Raw genomic sequence first — 16991 nt, 5'->3', positions numbered from 1 at the left:
GTCCGTAGTTTATCCCCTTGAAGGGATATTGTTAGTATTATCCCTTTAAAGGGATATTGTCAATTCTTTATCCCCTTCAAAGGATATTTCGGCGTTTATCCCTTGCAGGGGATAAATAAGCCCGTTCTTCTCACTTTCCCGTCTGATACAATCAAAGAGCAACGTTACCATGACGACGAGATCAAAATATGCGCCCTAACATGCTTGAATATATGGATATCTTTGTCCGGGTTGTTGAGCTAAACAGCTTTACCCGCGCGGCCGAACAGTTGCAAACACACCGGCCATCCATCAGTAAAGCGATCACCCGGCTGGAAAACGAGCTGGGGGTAAAGTTATTGCACCGGACTACCCGAAAGCTCCAGCTGACTGACGAGGGGCACGCATTTTACGAAAGGTCAAAACTCTTGTTAAACGAAGCTGCCGAACTGATGGCGTCCTACTCGTCCGGGCAGCACCCACATGGGCGATTAAGGGTGGATTCCCCTCTCGCGCTCACCCATACAGTGCTGATCCCTGCGATGGGCGATTTTCAGCAGCGCTATCCCGATATTGATGTTGTTTTAACCTCAACAGATCGCAAAATTGATTTTCTGTCGGAAGGGATCGACTGCGTTATTCGCCTGGGCAAACTGGAAGACTCAAGCTTTATTTCCCGCCGTCTGGGCAGTGTCCAGCTGATGACCTGTGCCGCCCCTTCTTATCTGGAAAAATATGGTCAACCTCAGACACTGGACCAACTCCAGGATCATAAAGCCGTCAATTTCTTCAGCCGGAACAGCCGTGAAGTGATGGAATGGCAATTTATTGTTGAGGGCAAAGTAGTTAACCAGAAAGTCAAAAGCAGTATTCTGGTGGATAATTCAGATACCTTTCTGACCTCGGCGCTTAATGGGCTGGGCTTGATCCAGGGCATTAGTGTTGCGCTTGCTCCACATATCGCCTCCGGGGCGCTGGTCCCGGTTCTGTCACAGTACCTCTGCGCCCCAAAAGACGTGTCTGTGTTGTTCCCGGACAGACGCTATTTACCGCCAAAAGTCAGGGTCTTTATTGACTGGTTCAGTGACGTCTTTTCTCGCTATCAGGGCTGATTCGATTGGTAATTTAAAGGCAACACTGAGGTGCCTGAGTGGTGCTTTATCCTTCACGAACAACCTCTTACAGTAACCCCATCGGATCATTAAGTCGTTTTATCGTGGGGTTTACTATGTCTAAAGTTGTCACTTTTAATCGTACCGGTGCGCCAGACGTGCTGGAAATCACTCACATGACAGTCGCCGCGCCAGCAAGCCATGAAGTGCAAATTCGCGTGAAGGCCATCGGTATTAACCGGGCCGAAGTGATGTATCGCACCGGGCAATACGTGATTGAGCCGCAGTTTCCTGCCCGCCTGGGATACGAAGCCGCCGGGATTGTCGAAGCCGTGGGCTCCGGCGTCACGGATTTTGCCCCGGGCGATAGCGTCAGCGTTATTCCCTCTTTTATGTTCAGCGAATATGGCATGTACGCCGAGCGGGTAAATGCCCCCGTTCATGCCGTGGTAAAACACCCTGAGAATCTCTCCTTCGAAGAGGCTGCCGCCAGCTGGATGATGTTTGTTACCGCTTACGGCGCGCTGATTGAGTACGGCAATTTGCAGGCCGGGCAATATGTCGCGATTGGCGCGGCATCAAGCAGCGTGGGCATTGCCGCCATGCAAATCGCAAATATGGTCGCGGCTTATCCGATCGCACTTTCACGTACCCGCCATAAAAATGCGCTACTGATGGATGCGGGCGCGTCAGCGGTGATTGCCACCACCGAGCAAGACGTTGCCGAAGAACTCAACAAGCTGACTCAACGCGCAGGGGTAAATATTGTGTTCGACCCGGTCGGCGGCCCTGATGTGGCAAAACTGGCCAGCGGAATGGCGAAAGACGGCGTGTATTTCCAGTACGGCGCACTGGACGAACGTAACCTGTCGATCCCGGTGATGGATATTCTGGTGAAACACCTTCTCTTCCGGGGCTACGAGCTGTTTGAAATCACCACGAACCCGGAAAAAATGGCCAGAGCAAAAGCCTTTGTCTACGACGGGTTGCGTTCCGGGAAATTAAAACCCGTCATTGATAAGGTATTTTCGTTCGATGACATCGTACAGGCACACCGTTATATGGAATCGAATAACCAGACCGGCAAAATTATCGTTACGGTTTAAGCCCGTTTATGCAGGGCGTGGTTATCGTTCATAAATGTCGTTAACATCCTGCGTGGTGTCTGTGGCCGTCACCTGCACATCACGTAACACCAGGCCATTCACGCCGGATATTTTGCCGAACTCGCTGGCGTCTATCACAACGGATGCCAGCGTTAACGTCGAAATTGGTCGGTCTGGATAGCCCTCAATAAAGAAGGCGCGGGAAAATACACTGTTTTCTGAGCGGCGCGCAGAGATATTCTCCAGCGACAGATTACTGACATACGTCAGACCCGCCTCTCCCTGAACATCGTCCGCCAGTTTGCGCCAGTGGTCGGGTTTATCCGTCAGGTCCCCTCGCTCGCCATAGCTGTATTGTGCAAACCAGTTCAGCTGGATCATCACCGGGAAACGCACATCAACGAGTTGCAGATGGCGAACCTTGATATCGCGAATAAAGCCACCGCGATTACGGGCAGACTTAATGCGAAAGCCCACGCCCGTGCCGTTGAAGCGATTATGTTCAATCAATACCCGTTCAATCCCGCCAGAAGTTTCACTGCCAAGGGTAATACCGGAACCACTGTTCAGCGTACAGTCGCGAATGACAATATCCAGTGCGCTGCGGGCTTTTGACGCGGCCTCCTGTCCCCGCCCTGCTTTGATACAAATATTGTCGTCATTACAGGAAACGACACAGCGTTCCACCCGTACCTGTTCGCAGGAATCGATATCAATGCCATCGGTGCTTGGCCCTGCTGAATTGCTTATCTGAACGCTGTCGAGCGTAATATGCCGTGAATAGCAGAGATGCACATTCCAGAAGCCCGACTCGCGGCTGGTGAAATCACGCAGCGTGATGCGCTCACTTTCATACACCAGAATGTTACGCGGTCGCTGGCAGTCATAATCCACCACCCAGCGAAGGCCTCTGGCGCTGTAATCTCCCAACATGCCACTCTGCTCGTCATCCCCCCAGAAGCGTTGCCACCAGACAAGCCCCTGACCATCGATTGTGCCGCTGCCGGTGATACGGACATCATGGCAATCAATAATATTGATAATCGCCCCAGGCCAGCGCATATCAATGCCCGCCACGCGGGTATCAATCAGCGGATAGTCATCCAGGCGCTGGCTGCCAAGAAGCTGTGCGCCTGCCTCCAGGTGCAGGGTCATTCCACTTTTCAGGAAAAGGGAGCCTGTAAGGAAACGGCCTGCCGGGATCACCAGGGTATCGTTGTGGCCCGTCTCGGCAATTGCCCGCTGAATGGCGGTCGTTGATACCTGTCGCCCGCTGGGATCTGCCCCAAAATCACACACATTACGTATCGTCATATTTTTTCCTGATTCGGATAAAAATCATGAGTATACGTAGCCGCCAGTGACATAACCTTTTTGTCACCGACACCCAACCGTGAAAGCTGGCAAAAATACGGTAATGGTTTCAATGAAAGGAACGGTGAACGCAAGCCCCGGTCAGAAAGCGAGTTCAGGCACCAGGGCATCTTTGCTGTGCATACACGCCTTCCATGCCCGTCCCGGGTCGCCGTTATCCAAAATTGTGGATGTTCTGTATTCAACAACGCGTACCCGCTGGGTGGTGAATTCCTCATCCGGCGGAAGAACATATTTCACCGTCGTCCAGCGGCTGTTGGTTGATTTCCCCTTAGCCACCAGATCGATCGTTTTCTCTTTTACCTCTTCCGAACACTGATGCGCCGCCGCATCAACCCGCTGGTATTTCTTTTCCTGAGGGGATAAATACCCCTGAGACGAGCAACTCACCACGGCAAAACATGCCAGGGTTGCTACACACATCTTCTGAAACATGGTCTGTTCCTTAAGCGTAAAATCTGCTCACCGTTTTTGGCAGTTTCCACCTAAGCGTAGTCACGTTATCCTGAATTTTCATGTCAATAGCGGAGCATATTATGTCAATGCTGCATCTTCTTTGCGGGAAAATCGCCAGCGGAAAATCCACGCTGGCCGCGAGCCTGAGCGAAACGCCTGGCACGTTGGTGATAAGTGAGGATACCTGGCTTGCGGCGCTTTACGCCGACCAGATGGCAAGCGTGGCAGACTATGTTCGTTGCGCAGGAAAATTACGTCTGGCACTCACGCCGCATCTTGTGGCGTTACTGAAAGCGGGAGTCTCAGTGGTGCTCGATTTCCCGGCGAACACCGTTGCTAACCGCCAGTGGATGATGACGGTTATCCGTGAATCCGGGGTACCGCATCAGCTGCATTTTTTGGATGTGGCGGACGGTATTTGTAAAGCACGGCTGCGCGCCAGAAATGCTTCTGGCGAGCATGATTTTGCAGCCTCCGATGAGCAATTCGACCTGATCACCCGTTACTTTGTCGCCCCGGAAGAACAGGAAGGATTCAACATCATTCGTTATCAGGGTCAGCCGTCGTAATCACAGAAATGCCCTTTTCCTTGACCGCTTTTATCCAGGTCTTATCGGCGTCGCTTTCAACCACGACAGTGTTGATAAGCGACAGGTCGCCAATCACAAAAGACGACGCGGTATTAATTTTCTCCGGTGAAGCCAGAACGATGGTTTCAGCCGCTCTGCCGGAAAATGCACGTTTGATGCACGCTTCTTCATAATCGCCCGTCGTCAGGCCGGCATCAGGATGAATACCGGTGACACCCATAAAGAACAGATCGGCATGAATGTTACCGATACCCTCAATGGCCGCGGCACCCACGGTAACAATCGAGTGCTTATACAGTCGCCCACCAATCAGGATAACCTCAATACACGGATGATCGACCAGGCCCAACGCAATTCCCGGGCTGTGCGTCACCACGGTAATGCGCAGATCCCGTGGTAAAAAGGTCAGCAGTTCGGAGGTGGTTGTCCCACCATCCACAATCACCACTTGCCCCGCAGAAATCAGCTGAGCCCCTTTTCTGGCGACACTCTTTTTAGCATCAATTTTCAGCGTCTTACGTTCAGCAAACGGAGCAATCGCGGTGGAGGATGGCAATGCGCCGCCGTGGACGCGTTGCAGACGCCCTTCTGCGGCAAGCTCTCGCAAATCGCGGCGGATGGTATCTTCGGACACATCAAAATGGAGGCTCAGTTCCCTGGAGAGAACCTGTCCCTCCGCACCGAGTTTTTCAAGGATCAATTGCTTTCGCTGGCTGGTTAGCATAGTCGTTTTCCTGATATTGCACGTTTTATCTTGAAAACGCGCGTTTATGCTGATTATGATAACAGCTCAACGCGAGGAGATACAATCGTGCACACCAAACATGCAGAAATACGCATCATCGAAACGAAGACGTTGTCCGATAACTGGTACATCCTGAAAAAATACACATTTGACCTGCAACGCCACGACGGTGAATGGCAAAGACAGCAGCGCGAAGTCTATGACCGGGGAAACGGCGCAACGATCCTGCTCTACAACCGCGATAAAAAAACGGTGATCCTGACCCGCCAGTTCCGCTTCCCGGTGTTTATCAACGGACATAATGGCTATCTGATTGAATCTGCAGCTGGGCTTCTGGACAACATGGATCCTGAAAGCAGAATCAAAGCCGAAGCAGAGGAAGAGACCGGCTTTCGTGTCTCCCGCGTGCAGAAGGTTTTCGAGGCGTACATGAGTCCCGGCTCTGTTACCGAAAAACTCTATTTCTATCTTGCTGAATATGAGCCCCACGACCGGGCAAGTGCTGGTGGGGGTATAAAAGCGGAAGGTGAAGATATCGAAGTGCTTGAGCTGACGCTTGAAGATGCTTTGCGCGGAATTGAAACCGGGCTTATCGTCGATGGTAAAACCATCATGTTGCTCTACCACGTTGCGCTGAAAGGTATTTTATAACATCAAATCTCAACAGATATCTGCCGCCGCGCAGGTATCTGCCTATGCTATTCTTGCTGAAGAATAAAACAGGAGATGCGCAAATGGCTGACTGGAACCCTTCGCTTTATCTGCAATACGGCGCAGAACGCACACGCCCCGCCGCTGAGTTGCTCGCCAGAATCCCCCTCGACAATGTCACATCAATCGTTGATCTCGGATGCGGGCCGGGTAATAGCACAGCACTGTTAAAACAACGCTGGCCTGCCGCCGACATTACCGGCGTTGATAATTCCCCTGCCATGCTTGAAGAGGCGCGCCATGCGCTGCCAGAGTGTCGTTTTGTTGAATCCGATATCCGGCAATACAAACCAGGTCTGCCACTGAGCCTGATTTACGCCAATGCGTCTTTGCAGTGGGTCCCTGACCATTACACGCTTTTGCCCCACCTTGTTTCGCTACTGCGTTTAAACGGCGTTCTGGCTATTCAAATGCCTGATAACTGGCTTGAGCCAACGCACGTCGCGATGCGCGAAGTGGCGTACGAGCAAGGTTATCCTGACCGTGGCCGTGAACCTTTACCTGGCGTACATGCGTATTACGATATTTTGAGCGATACCGGGTGTGAGGTGGATATCTGGCGGACAACCTATTTTCACAAAATGAGTTCACATCAGGCGATTATTGACTGGGTTAGCGCCACCGGGTTGCGCCCGTGGTTGCAGGAGTTAAACGAGAGCGAGCAGAATAATTTCCTGAAACGTTACCTTCAGTTGCTGGAAGAGCAGTATCCGCTCCAGGAAAACGGGCAGATACTGCTGGCTTTTCCGCGACTGTTTATTATCGCTAAACGTGTGCCCTGAGGCGTTTATCAGAACTGATAAACGACGCCTACAGCGACAACATCGTCGGTGTTGATCCCGGCTTCACGGGTAAATTTATCTTCATCGACGAGGTTAACCATATAATCAACAAACACATTAATGTTTTTGTTGAAGTTATACGTTGCACCAAAATCAACATATTTGATCAGATCTTCGTCACCATAAGTATTTCCTGTGGCTGCTTTGCCCAGATTTTTACCTTTCAGGACGTCATACGCCACAAATGGTTGCAGACCGAAATCAAATTGATAACCCGCGTAGAATTCCATGATTTGCGATTTATTCGCATAACCATAGGCACTGTCGCTGGAATGAGAGCCAAAGCGAGATGCGTTATATGCCTGGGTAAACATAGCGGCCAGATAGATGTTATTGGCATCATATTTAATTGCGCCTGAATACGCTTCAGCGCGTTTACCCTGCCCCATAATACCGCTGGTGTTATTTTGCTCGTTAGAGCGGTCAGCACTCATCATGGAACCGGCAATGCTGAAACCAGCGCCGATATCATAAGTAATAGATGCGCCAAAACCATCACCATTCTGGCGTAACACGTCGCGCACGCCAGGCTCACCGCCGCCGTCATTTTTACCCTGATATTGCAGGGCAAAATCGAGACCATCGACAGCACCGAAGAAATCGGTATTACGGTAAGTCAGCAGACCGTTGGCACGGCTAAACATGAACTGGTCTGAGCCATAAGTCATGCCATCGAACTCAGGCTGCATGTCGGTATAGCCAAGAGAATCGTACAGTACGCCCTTGTTACGACCGTAATCGATGGAGCCGTAGTCTTTCACCTTCAGGCCAGCAAACGCATAACGGGTTCGTGGATTGTTGCTTTCTGATTCCGCGCCGTTAGCATTAATATGCATCTGCCACTGACCATAACCAGTGATTTGATCGTTAACCTGGGTTTCACCACGGAAACCAAGACGCATATAGGTTTGGTCGCCATTCCAGTCGCTGCTGTTATTATCGGAGAAATAATGTTCGGCAGAAACTAAGCCATACAGATCCAGTTTATTACCATCTTTATTATAAATTTCGGCTGCGTGTGCGGTTGTCGCGAGCAGCGCCGCGCCAATCAGCACGCTCAGTTGATTAATTTTCATTTTATATACCCTGTCATATGCCACTTATTATATTTGTTGCAACACCAAAAGCAGTTGCAGGGTAATATAGTTACCATCGTTGTAAATCTATGTAAAACGATTAAATCATTAGCGCACAAATCGCCAAGAATGAATAAAATAAAACCAATATTTAAAAAGCACATATTGTTAAGGCGTATCGTTTTAAAGAAAGATATTAAAACGACACGCCATCAATTTATGATCTGGCCTCTTTCAGCAGTTGCTGAATCACCTGTTCTTGCTTGTCATAATTCCCTTCGCCAAATGAGGTATAACGAAGCTGGCCTTTAGCATCGAAATAGTAATGTGCCGGCCAGTACTGGTTCCCAAATGCGTTCCAGATCTGGTAGTTGTTGTCCGCCACAACGCGGTACGGGAGCTGCCATTTATTCACTGCATCTTTCACCGAGGAGAGCGGTTTCTCCCAGGGATATTCCGGTGTGTGTACCCCAATGACCACCAGGCCCTGAGACTGGTATTTGTTCGCCCAATCGCGAACATAAGGCAACGTATGCTGGCAGTTGATACAATCCCACGTCCAGAAATCGATCAGCACCACCTTCCCTTTTAAAGATTCAGGGGTAACCGGGTCGCCATTTATCCAGCCAGTGCCACCACTCAACGAAGGCAGGTCGCTACGTGGCATCTCCTGCACAACAGGCTTTAATTTCGGCTGGGTTGATGCCGGTTTAGCCAGACTCAGCAGCGAATTTTCAAGGTTATCGGCAAGGCCATTCGCCCCTTTTAAGGTCGTGGTAAGCCCCGTGGCATTGAATACAACGGCTGCCAGCATCACAACGCCCGCCCCCTGGCGTAACCTTGCCATCAGCGCCGATTTTGCTCTCAGCGGTGCCATCAGCGTACGTCCTCCGGCCGCCAGCAGAGCCAGCATCAGGGCACACCCGCTGCCGTAAGCAATCAGCAGCGCGCCGGTCGTAATGGACGAATGTCCGGCGATATTAATGCTGAAAATCGCCCCCAGGATCGGCCCGGCGCAGGGCGACCACAGCAAGCCAACCGCAAACCCGGCCAGAAATGCAGACAACAACCCGCGCGTCTGCGTGCTGCGGTTATTCAGGGCATTCCCCGCACTGACCGCAGGCCCGGCAATACGCTGGGCGAACTGCGGGAAGATTAACGCCAGCGCCGCAATCGCCAGAACCAGCAGCGCGACCCAGCGCCCAATCTGGGTGGCATTCACAATCCACTCGCTTGCCACCGTAACCAGCATGGCAACCAGAGTGAACATCACGATCATACCGGCAAATAGCGCAAGGAGATGGCGGCGTTGCCCCTGAAATCCGGCAAACAGCAGCGGGATCACGGGGAGCGTACAGGGGCTGAGCAGGCTTATCATCCCGCCCAGAAAAGCGATAATCAGAAACATAACGACCTCACAGGACAGATTATCTGCGACGTTGCAGTGAGGACATTTCAGCGTGCTGATGTGTTCAGACGATGTGCAAAACAACGCGTTTTGTGAGGCTCTGTATCCCGTTCCCTGTCTGATACAAAGCCGTACAATTAACTGCGGGGTAAGGTGATAACAACATCCAGCCCGCCTTCCGCGCGGTTATTCAGTTGTAGTGTGCCATTAAGCTGGGCGGTTAACTGCGCGGCAATGGCCAGCCCCAGTCCAGTGCCGCCGGTATCGCGATTGCGCGACGTTTCGACCCGGTAAAATGGCTGTAATACTGCTTCCAGCTCAGCCTCAGGAATGCCTGGCCCGTTATCACTGAAATGAATGACAATATGCTTAGGATCATGGTCATTGAGGGTAATAACTGCACAATCGCCAAACTTAAGCGCATTATCCAGCAAGTTAGTCATCACGCGGCGCAAGGCCTGCGGGCGTGTTGTCAGCGGCAGACGTGTGTCTGTTGCCTGAAACTGCACGTTTTTACCGATATCCTGGTAGTCGCACACGATGCTGTTAATCCAGGCGTTCAGTTCCAGTTTTAACGAGGTTTCTTCCAGAGGTTCTGATGACCGGGCATAGGCAATGCCTTCCCGCACCAGGCGCGACATATTATCTAAATCATTTAATAGCTTATCGCGCAGTTCGGGTTGGTCTGCCATTTCAACTCGCAGTTTCATCCGGGTGATTGGCGTCTGGAGGTCGTGCGAGATCGAAGCCAGAATTTGCGTGCGCTCGCGAAGATAAGCCTGAATACGGGATTGCATGGCATTAAAGGCGTGTGCCGCGCGGTGAACTTCGATCGGCCCCTGCTCCGTCATCGGGGTGTTGGCCGAAGGATCGAGCGTATCAACCGCCCGGGTGAACAGCGAAAATGGCCGCACTACCTGGCGAACCGCAATCCAGGAGCACAACGCGACAAGCAGCAATTGCAGAACCAGCACCACAGGCAGCCAACTGGCAACTGGCGGCATTCGCGGGATCAGGTCGATCGTCAGAGGCGCGCCGTCGTGCAGTTGCAGGTGGGCCTGAATATGTGAAACCGACCCCGGGACGGCTGTGAAACGCAGCGGGTATTGGGCAGCAAGCGTATCGGTTAATGTGCGGATCGCATCCTGAGAGCGTTTATCCTGCGGAGTTGCACCTGCCTCGCCCTCACCCAGGATATAACGGTAATTACCACGTTCGAGCCGCGGCAGCCAGGCTGCGCGCTCATTCGCTGGCAGCCGGTCGAGGATCGCCACGCTGGTGGCGACATCGTATTCAAGGTTGCCGAGCATCACGGTACGAACGCTGCGCATTCGCTCATACATAACCAACGTCAGGCTGAGAGAGTTCGCCAGCAGAAGCCCCATCAGGACAATGATCAGCAGGCGCGAAAGTAATGAGCGCGGCCAGAGCCTCATTCATTGACCTCTTTGATGGTGACGGGCATCGTAAATACGTAACCTTCGCTGCGCACGGTTTTGATGTAGGCCGGTGTCCGGGCGTCTTCGTTAAGACGCTGGCGCACGCGGCTGACCAGCAGATCAATTGAACGTTCAAACAACTCGGCATCGCGCCCTTGAGTCATATTGAGCAGTTGATCCCGCGTCAGCACGCGCTGGGGATGATCAAGGAACACGCGTAATAGCCGGTATTCCGCCCCGCTTAACGCCACTATCATGCCTTCATTATCAATCAGATGGCGGGCAACGGTGTCCAGTTGCCATTCACCAAATACCACTAACCGTCCAGCTTCCGTCACCTGTAAATTGGGCGGCATGGTTCGGAAACGGCGCAAAATGGCTTTGATTCGCGCCAGTAACTCCCTGGCAACGAAGGGCTTAACCACATAATCGTCAGCCCCCATTTCCAGCCCGAGTATCCGGTCGGTATCTTCATTGCGCGCGGTCAGCATCAAAATCGGCAGATCTTTATGCTTACTGCTGCGCAACTGGCGACAAAGCGTGAGCCCGTCATCGCCGGGCATCATTACATCCAGTACCAACAAATCGACATGCTGTTTATCCAGGATCACACGCATCTCTTTGCCATTGGCGGCACCAGACGCGTGATAACCAGACTTCACAAGATAATCGACGATTAACTCACGAATATCCCTGTCGTCATCGACGACAAGGATATGATCAATATGCTCCACCGAACGCTCCTGAATGAAGGGTAACGTATTGAAAATAGCACATTTCAGAGCTTATCCGCGTCGACGACTGCTTTCACAAAATCCTGTGGATCTTCCTGCGGAGGATTGTGGCCAACGGTTGCCCCAAAGGTGCGGTGCTCATATTTGCCGGTAAATTTACTGGCGTACGCTTCGGGTGCCGGGTGCGGCGCGCCGTTGTTGCCGCCTTCAATGGTGATGGTCGGCACGCTGATTGTCGGTAGCGTCGCCAGTTTTTGCTCGTAGCTGTCGTATTTGTGTTCGCCTTTTTCCAGGCCCAAGCGCCAGCGGTAGTTACTGAGCGTGATGGCGACGTGGTCCGGGTTGTCCAGTGATTTGGCGCTGGCATTAAATGTGGCATCGCTAAATTTCCAGTCAGGTGAAGCCTGAGACCAGATTAAACGGGCGAAGTCGTGGGTGTTTTTGGCATAACCCTGCGCACCGCGCTCGGTTGCAAAATAGAACTGATACCACCATTGCAGCTCCGCTTTCGGGGGCAATGGTTGTTTACCGACGGCCTGGCTGCCAATCAGATAACCACTAACGGAAACCAGCGATTTCACACGTTCTGGCCACAGTGCCGCCACAATATCTGCGGTGCGAGCCCCCCAGTCGTAACCGGCGAAGACAGCCTGTTTGATATTCAGCGCGTCCATCAGATTAACAATATCTTTTGCCAGGGCGGAAGGCTGGCCGTTGCGCGGTGTTTTGTCTGACAGAAAACGGGTGGTACCGTAACCACGCAGTGAAGGCACAATAACGCGATAGCCTTTCGCCGCCAGCGCGGGAGCAACATCGGCATAACTGTGAATGTCGTACGGCCAGCCGTGTAACAGGATAACGGGCTGTCCATCTTTCGGGCCGATATCCACATAACCTACGTTCAGATCGCCTGCGTTAATCTGATGAACCTGGTTAAACGCGGCGGTGTAATCTTTGCCGGTGATTTCAGCCTGGCAGGACATCACAGTGCCAAGAGAAACGGTCAATGCTAATGCTGAGGAAGTGAATTGAGTAAACATGTTGGTATCTCCGGTTGAGTACGCTTGACGGGGATATCACAACAAATTTATGTATAGCGGATATGTGTGAAAACGGCTTTTTTGCAAGCCTGTGTATGTATTTCAACATCAGATACAGTGTGATACAAACACAGGCTCATTCAGCGGGGCGTTACAGCGAAATACGGTAGCGAACATAGTCATCGGCTTCGCCAAAGCGGTCATACAGTTTCCGCGCAGGGTTATTCTGCCTTGTTACCCAGTAGAGTTTTGCCCATCCTTCGCGCTTGCCCTCTTCCATCAAAGCATCTATCAGCGCCTGGCCGGTTCCGGCCCCACGCAGCGCGGCATCTACAAACAAATCTTCGAGATAGCAAATGGGTGCCGTCGACCAGGTGCCTTCGTGCAGGACACACATTGCAAACCCAATCACGCGCCCTTCGCTTTCTGCCACCCGACACAACATCGATGAGTGCGGGTTTAGTGCCCGTTCCCAGGTGGATGCGGTGACCGACTCATCCAGTACACATTCATAAAAATGTGTGTAACCGTCCCAGAGCGGGCGCCACTGCGGGTAATCTTCTGCACGTATTGCTCTTACTGTTACTGCCATGTTTTCCTCACATTACAGATCTAAAACCATTTCAAAACAGCGCAACTCCGCCCCCGCCATGCGGGAAAGATGACGACTTTCCCTGAGCGTGACAAAGCCGTGCTTCTGGTAAAACGAGTGTGCGTTTGGCGTTGAAGAGAGGTTTATACGTGCTATTCCGCGCGTTCTGGCCTCTGAAATCAAGGCATTGATAATCTGCGTTGCCAACCCTTTTCCTGATGCGCCAGGCAAAGTAAATATCGCCTCGACGCTCTGGGTTTCCAGGTCCAGATACCCCGTCGCAACGATCTCCCCGGTGTCATCTTCGACCACATAAAACGGGTTTATCTCTACCATATGTCGGTAGTGCTCTGGCATCAGTTCCGGCGTCCAGCGGGCGATAACATCCGCATCGTAACTGGATTTACAGCCGAAACGGATCGCCTGATTGCGAACGTTCCAGAGTATTTCAGCCTCTTTCGGCTCAGCCTGTCTTAACGTCATTGCGCCCCCTGCAAAGAGTAGTAGTGAATGAAACACAGCACGTCATGATGGAATGTGGTAAAGATGAAAATACCAGAAGGCAAACAAAAGCATAACGCTTAAAAAAGGAAATCAAGGGATGACGACACCCACGTTAAAAACGGAGCGTTTGTTGCTAAAACCGCTGGTTTCGGAAGATGCATCGCAGATCCAGCGGCTCTATCCGCGTTGGGAAATTGTGCGTTATATGGTAGCCACGGTTCCCTGGCCTTATCCGGATAACGGCGCGGAAAACTACGTGAATAATGTTGCGTTACCGGATGTGGAGAAAGGCGTGGCCTGGTTCTGGACGCTTCGCCGCCACGACGCCCCTGATGAGCTGATGGGCCTTATCTGTCTGTATGACGTAGAAGATAACAACCGTGGTTTTTGGCTGGCACCGGAGTGGCAAGGCCAGGGTTACATGCGCGAAGCCAGCATTGCCGCAACGGATTTCTGGTTTAACACCCTGAATAAGCCGGTGCTGCGAGCACCGAAAGCGGCGGACAACAGCCGCTCTCAGCGAATTTCTGCCAGTAGCGGCATGAGACTTATCAGAACAGAAAAGAAAGAGTACGTCAGCGGTCTGCTGGACTCTGAGCTGTGGGAGATCACCCGCGACGAGTGGAACGCCCGTTACGTCAGCTGATAGTGCTTATCCGGCAGCATTCTTTCCGGTATTGCCTCTTCATCGTTCATCTGTAACAAATCACGCTCCATCGCGTTACAGATGGCGTTTAATGGCAAATCGTTGTCCTCGGTACCAAACGGATCTTCCAGCTCTTCTGCCAGCGTATCAAGCGAGATAAAGGTATAGGAAATCAGCGCGGAGACGAACGGTGTCATATAGTGCAGATCCACAACCAGCGCGAACGGTAGCATAATGCAGAACAGGTACACCGTACGGTGCAAAATAAGCGTATAGGCAAACGGCACGGGCGTGGTGGCGATACGCTCGCAGCCGGAAAGCACAACCGACATGTCGTTGAGACGATTATTCAGGCTGTGGAACAGAATGTCGGAGAGCTGCCCTTCCCGACGCCTTACGGCGAGCCATTCCCCCATTAACAGCAGAATGCGGTTGGCCGGGGAACTGGAATCCATCACCCGACGCAGATTGTCCCCGGACATATAGCCAGAGAGCTGCTCTGCCTGTGGTTCACGTCGCAGGGTCATCCTTAAGCAATGCGCAAAGGCAATTTGCAGGCGGACAAACTCCCCCAGATGCGGATCGTCCGGCAAGGTGTTTTTTACCTCGCGAAACAGCGAGCGTGCCGCTATCATCAGTTGCCCCCAAAGCTGGCGAGCCTCTACATAGCGCGAATAACAGGCGTTATTTCTGAACCCCAGAAATATGGCGATGGCCACACCCAGGATGCTGAACGGCGCAACGGTGAATTTGATGCCAAGCGAGGTGTACCACGGCAACATCAGGATCACGGCGATGGAAAGCAGGAAGTTTAGAAACAACCGGGTGTAGATTTTAGGCAGTACAGAGCCGTGCCAGACAAAAATAAGACGCAGCCAGTGCTGTTGAGGACGAACAATCATAATCAGCTTCAGAAAAGATAAAGAGCGCGGCTATTAAACGTGATCCACCTCACGGTTGCAAGCATGTTAATAGAACATTACTTTTTCTGTACTGAGTAGCCTAAACCGCACGGTGCTGAAGTCTGTTTTTTAAAAAAACAGCAAATAGTATGTTGTAACTAATGCATTGTTCAAATAAAGGGGAAAGCCAAAAGCGCTGTTCCCCTCGCTTCTACCCGCTCAATACTAGAGCGCTAAAGGTCTTAGCAAAGCGGTTTTACCGCGTCACGCATCCCCTGATGCAGAATGGCATCCAGATCCAGCGTAACTTGTTCTACCAATCCGCTAACCTGAGTGAGATCTTGCTCCCAGTGTTCGCTGACGCTGAGCACAGATTTCACCAGTTCACTGGTGCTGATCTGTTTGTCGTGGTGCTGCGTCCACAGTTGTTGATAGCGTTCCAGCCAGTGAGCATCGTCCTGAACCGGGTAGTTTTCGCCCTGGCGTTCAGCGCGGTAGAACGCAATCAAAGCCGCAAGGGCAAAGGTCAGGCGCGCAGGTAGTTTACCGGTGGCTTTCTGCCCTGCCAGCAGCTGCGGAAGAATACGGGTACGGAATTTCGTCATGCCGTTCAGCGCGATAGACAGCAGCTGGTGCTTGATGTACGGGTTACGGAAACGCCCGGTTACCGCGCTGGCGAAGGATTCCAGCTCATCACGCGGCAGATCCAGTACCGGAATGATCTCTTCGTAAATGGCTTTTTCAACAAACGCGCACACTTCAGCGTCGTTCATTGCTTCACCCACCGTATCCAGACCGGCCTGGAATGCAACCGGAACCAGCGCCGTGTGCGCACCGTTGAGAATAGCAACCTTACGCTCTTTGTACGGTTTGATGTCGTCAACAATCAGTACGTTAAGCGGCAGTTTGTCCAGACGCAGTTCACTGGCAAGAGATTTAGGGCCCTGAATAACAAACAGATAGAAGTGCTCAGCGGTATCAAGGAAACCATCGTGATAACCCAGTTGCGCTTCCAGTGCGGCCACTTCATCACGCGGATAACCGGTCACGATACGGTCAACCAGCGTGGAGCAGAAGCTGTTTGCATCATTCAGCCATTGGGTAAATGCCGCCGGTAACGCCCACTCCTGTGCATAGCGCAGCACCAGTTCACGCAGTGCGTCGCCGTTGTAATCAATCAGCTCACAAGGAATGATGATCCAGCCTTTATCCGCTGCACCATTAAAGTGGCTGAAACGTTCGAACAGCAGACGCGTCAGCTTCGCCGGATAACTCACGGCCGGAGCATCGTCGAACTTGTCGTCCGCATGGTAGCTGATGCCCGCTTCCGTGGTGTTAGAGAACACAAAACGCATATCCGGGTTGTGCGCCAGCTTCAGAAACTCATCGTACTGGTCGTAAACGCTGATTTCGCGGTTAACAGAGCGGATAAGACGCGCATCGCTAACAGCTTCGCCCTGCTCGTTCAGGCCACGAATAATGGTGGTGTACAGGCCGTCCTGAGTGCTCAGTGACGGCGGGAAATCGCTCTTGATTGGGCGGACAATCACCACGCCAGAGTTAAGATCGGTATGTTCGTTAAGCAGGTCGATTTGCCAGTCTACGAAGGCGCGCAGGAAGTTGCCTTCACCAAACTGAATGATACGTTCTGGGTAGAGAGCACCGGGGAAATCACGACGGTTGAGTGTGTTCACAATGGGGTCCTTTTTTGATTAGTCATACAGCCTGACAAGAT

18 protein-coding genes are annotated in these 16991 nt (G+C 52.0%); 6 read left to right on the top strand and 12 right to left on the bottom strand.

Features of this window, described 5'->3' with window-relative positions; genetic code table 11:
• Positions 1 to 188 precede the first annotated feature (188 nt).
• Together ACT9TW_RS16885 and ACT9TW_RS16880 are read left to right on the top strand one after the other, a co-directional pair.
• Entirely contained in the window at positions 189 to 1091 is a 903-nt protein-coding gene (locus ACT9TW_RS16885; RefSeq protein WP_446493124.1) for a LysR family transcriptional regulator, read from the top strand.
• Positions 1092 to 1207: 116 nt separating this feature from the next.
• On the top strand, positions 1208 to 2197 hold the full coding sequence (locus ACT9TW_RS16880) for a zinc-dependent alcohol dehydrogenase family protein (protein ID WP_182061115.1): 990 nt from the start codon (positions 1208 to 1210) through the stop codon (positions 2195 to 2197).
• A 21-nt stretch (positions 2198 to 2218) separates the two neighbouring features.
• Here the strand turns inward: ACT9TW_RS16880 and ACT9TW_RS16875 are convergent, their stop codons facing one another.
• Together ACT9TW_RS16875 and ACT9TW_RS16870 are read right to left on the bottom strand one after the other, a co-directional pair.
• Entirely contained in the window at positions 2219 to 3511 is a 1293-nt protein-coding gene (locus ACT9TW_RS16875) for a glycoside hydrolase family 28 protein (protein ID WP_446493123.1), read from the bottom strand.
• A gap of 141 nt (positions 3512 to 3652) precedes the next feature.
• Positions 3653 to 4006: a hypothetical protein gene (locus ACT9TW_RS16870; protein WP_436352495.1), complete on the bottom strand. Its 354-nt coding sequence runs from the start codon at positions 4004 to 4006 to the stop codon at positions 3653 to 3655.
• Between the two features lie 101 nt (positions 4007 to 4107).
• Here ACT9TW_RS16870 and ACT9TW_RS16865 point away from each other — a divergent pair, with 101 nt between their 5' ends.
• Positions 4108 to 4596, top strand: coding sequence for an AAA family ATPase (locus ACT9TW_RS16865; RefSeq protein ID WP_446493122.1), 489 nt, complete (start codon positions 4108 to 4110; stop codon positions 4594 to 4596).
• Here ACT9TW_RS16865 and ACT9TW_RS16860 read toward each other — a convergent pair.
• Positions 4568 to 5341, bottom strand: a complete 774-nt coding sequence (locus tag ACT9TW_RS16860; protein ID WP_446493121.1) for a DeoR/GlpR family DNA-binding transcription regulator — start codon at positions 5339 to 5341, stop codon at positions 4568 to 4570. The two genes, ACT9TW_RS16865 and ACT9TW_RS16860, sit on opposite strands and share 29 nt — an antisense overlap.
• Positions 5342 to 5428: 87 nt before the next feature.
• Here ACT9TW_RS16860 and ACT9TW_RS16855 point away from each other — a divergent pair, with 87 nt between their 5' ends.
• On the top strand, positions 5429 to 6013 hold the full coding sequence (locus tag ACT9TW_RS16855; RefSeq protein ID WP_446493120.1) for a GDP-mannose pyrophosphatase: 585 nt from the start codon (positions 5429 to 5431) through the stop codon (positions 6011 to 6013).
• Between the two features lie 83 nt (positions 6014 to 6096).
• Positions 6097 to 6855, top strand: coding sequence for a trans-aconitate 2-methyltransferase (gene tam, locus ACT9TW_RS16850; protein ID WP_446493119.1), 759 nt, complete (start codon positions 6097 to 6099; stop codon positions 6853 to 6855).
• Positions 6856 to 6863: 8 nt separating this feature from the next.
• On the opposite strand, the gene ompC is transcribed toward tam, so the two are convergent.
• The 7 genes from ompC to ACT9TW_RS16815 all read right to left on the bottom strand — a co-directional run bounded on the left by ompC (position 6864) and on the right by ACT9TW_RS16815 (position 13687).
• Positions 6864 to 7991 (bottom strand): porin OmpC, encoded by a 1128-nt coding sequence (gene ompC / locus ACT9TW_RS16845; RefSeq protein WP_182061108.1) that lies wholly within the window; start codon positions 7989 to 7991, stop codon positions 6864 to 6866.
• A gap of 217 nt (positions 7992 to 8208) precedes the next feature.
• Positions 8209 to 9399 (bottom strand): cytochrome c biogenesis protein/redoxin, encoded by a 1191-nt coding sequence (locus ACT9TW_RS16840; protein WP_446493118.1) that lies wholly within the window; start codon positions 9397 to 9399, stop codon positions 8209 to 8211.
• Positions 9400 to 9536: 137 nt separating this feature from the next.
• Positions 9537 to 10835, bottom strand: coding sequence for an ATP-binding protein (locus ACT9TW_RS16835; RefSeq protein ID WP_446493117.1), 1299 nt, complete (start codon positions 10833 to 10835; stop codon positions 9537 to 9539).
• Positions 10832 to 11572, bottom strand: coding sequence for a response regulator (locus ACT9TW_RS16830; RefSeq protein ID WP_446493116.1), 741 nt, complete (start codon positions 11570 to 11572; stop codon positions 10832 to 10834). The genes ACT9TW_RS16835 and ACT9TW_RS16830 overlap by 4 nt, the downstream gene beginning before the upstream one ends.
• Positions 11573 to 11616: 44 nt before the next feature.
• Positions 11617 to 12612: an alpha/beta fold hydrolase gene (locus ACT9TW_RS16825; protein ID WP_446493115.1), complete on the bottom strand. Its 996-nt coding sequence runs from the start codon at positions 12610 to 12612 to the stop codon at positions 11617 to 11619.
• A 151-nt stretch (positions 12613 to 12763) separates the two neighbouring features.
• The gene (locus tag ACT9TW_RS16820; protein ID WP_446493114.1) at positions 12764 to 13204 is read right to left on the bottom strand and encodes an N-acetyltransferase family protein; all 441 of its coding nucleotides are present in this window, start codon (positions 13202 to 13204) and stop codon (positions 12764 to 12766) included.
• 12 nt (positions 13205 to 13216) lie between these two features.
• Complete coding sequence (locus ACT9TW_RS16815) at positions 13217 to 13687, bottom strand: GNAT family N-acetyltransferase (RefSeq protein WP_446493113.1); 471 nt, start codon at positions 13685 to 13687, stop codon at positions 13217 to 13219.
• 118 nt (positions 13688 to 13805) lie between these two features.
• On the opposite strand from ACT9TW_RS16815, the gene ACT9TW_RS16810 reads away from it, so the two are divergent.
• Positions 13806 to 14354, top strand: a complete 549-nt coding sequence (locus ACT9TW_RS16810) for a GNAT family N-acetyltransferase (RefSeq protein ID WP_446493112.1) — start codon at positions 13806 to 13808, stop codon at positions 14352 to 14354.
• Here ACT9TW_RS16810 and ACT9TW_RS16805 read toward each other — a convergent pair.
• Together ACT9TW_RS16805 and ACT9TW_RS16800 are read right to left on the bottom strand one after the other, a co-directional pair.
• A complete protein-coding gene (locus tag ACT9TW_RS16805) occupies positions 14342 to 15256 on the bottom strand; it encodes a bestrophin family protein (RefSeq protein ID WP_446493111.1) in 915 nt (304 codons plus the stop codon). The genes ACT9TW_RS16810 and ACT9TW_RS16805 overlap by 13 nt on opposite strands.
• 242 nt (positions 15257 to 15498) lie before the next feature.
• Positions 15499 to 16950, bottom strand: coding sequence for a tagaturonate reductase (locus ACT9TW_RS16800; protein ID WP_446493110.1), 1452 nt, complete (start codon positions 16948 to 16950; stop codon positions 15499 to 15501).
• Positions 16951 to 16991 lie beyond the last annotated feature (41 nt).

Source organism: Enterobacter sp. C4G1, from assembly GCF_052886895.1.
The sequence above is the reverse complement of the archived record's forward strand: the minus strand, read 5'-3'. Positions and strand labels throughout refer to the sequence as shown.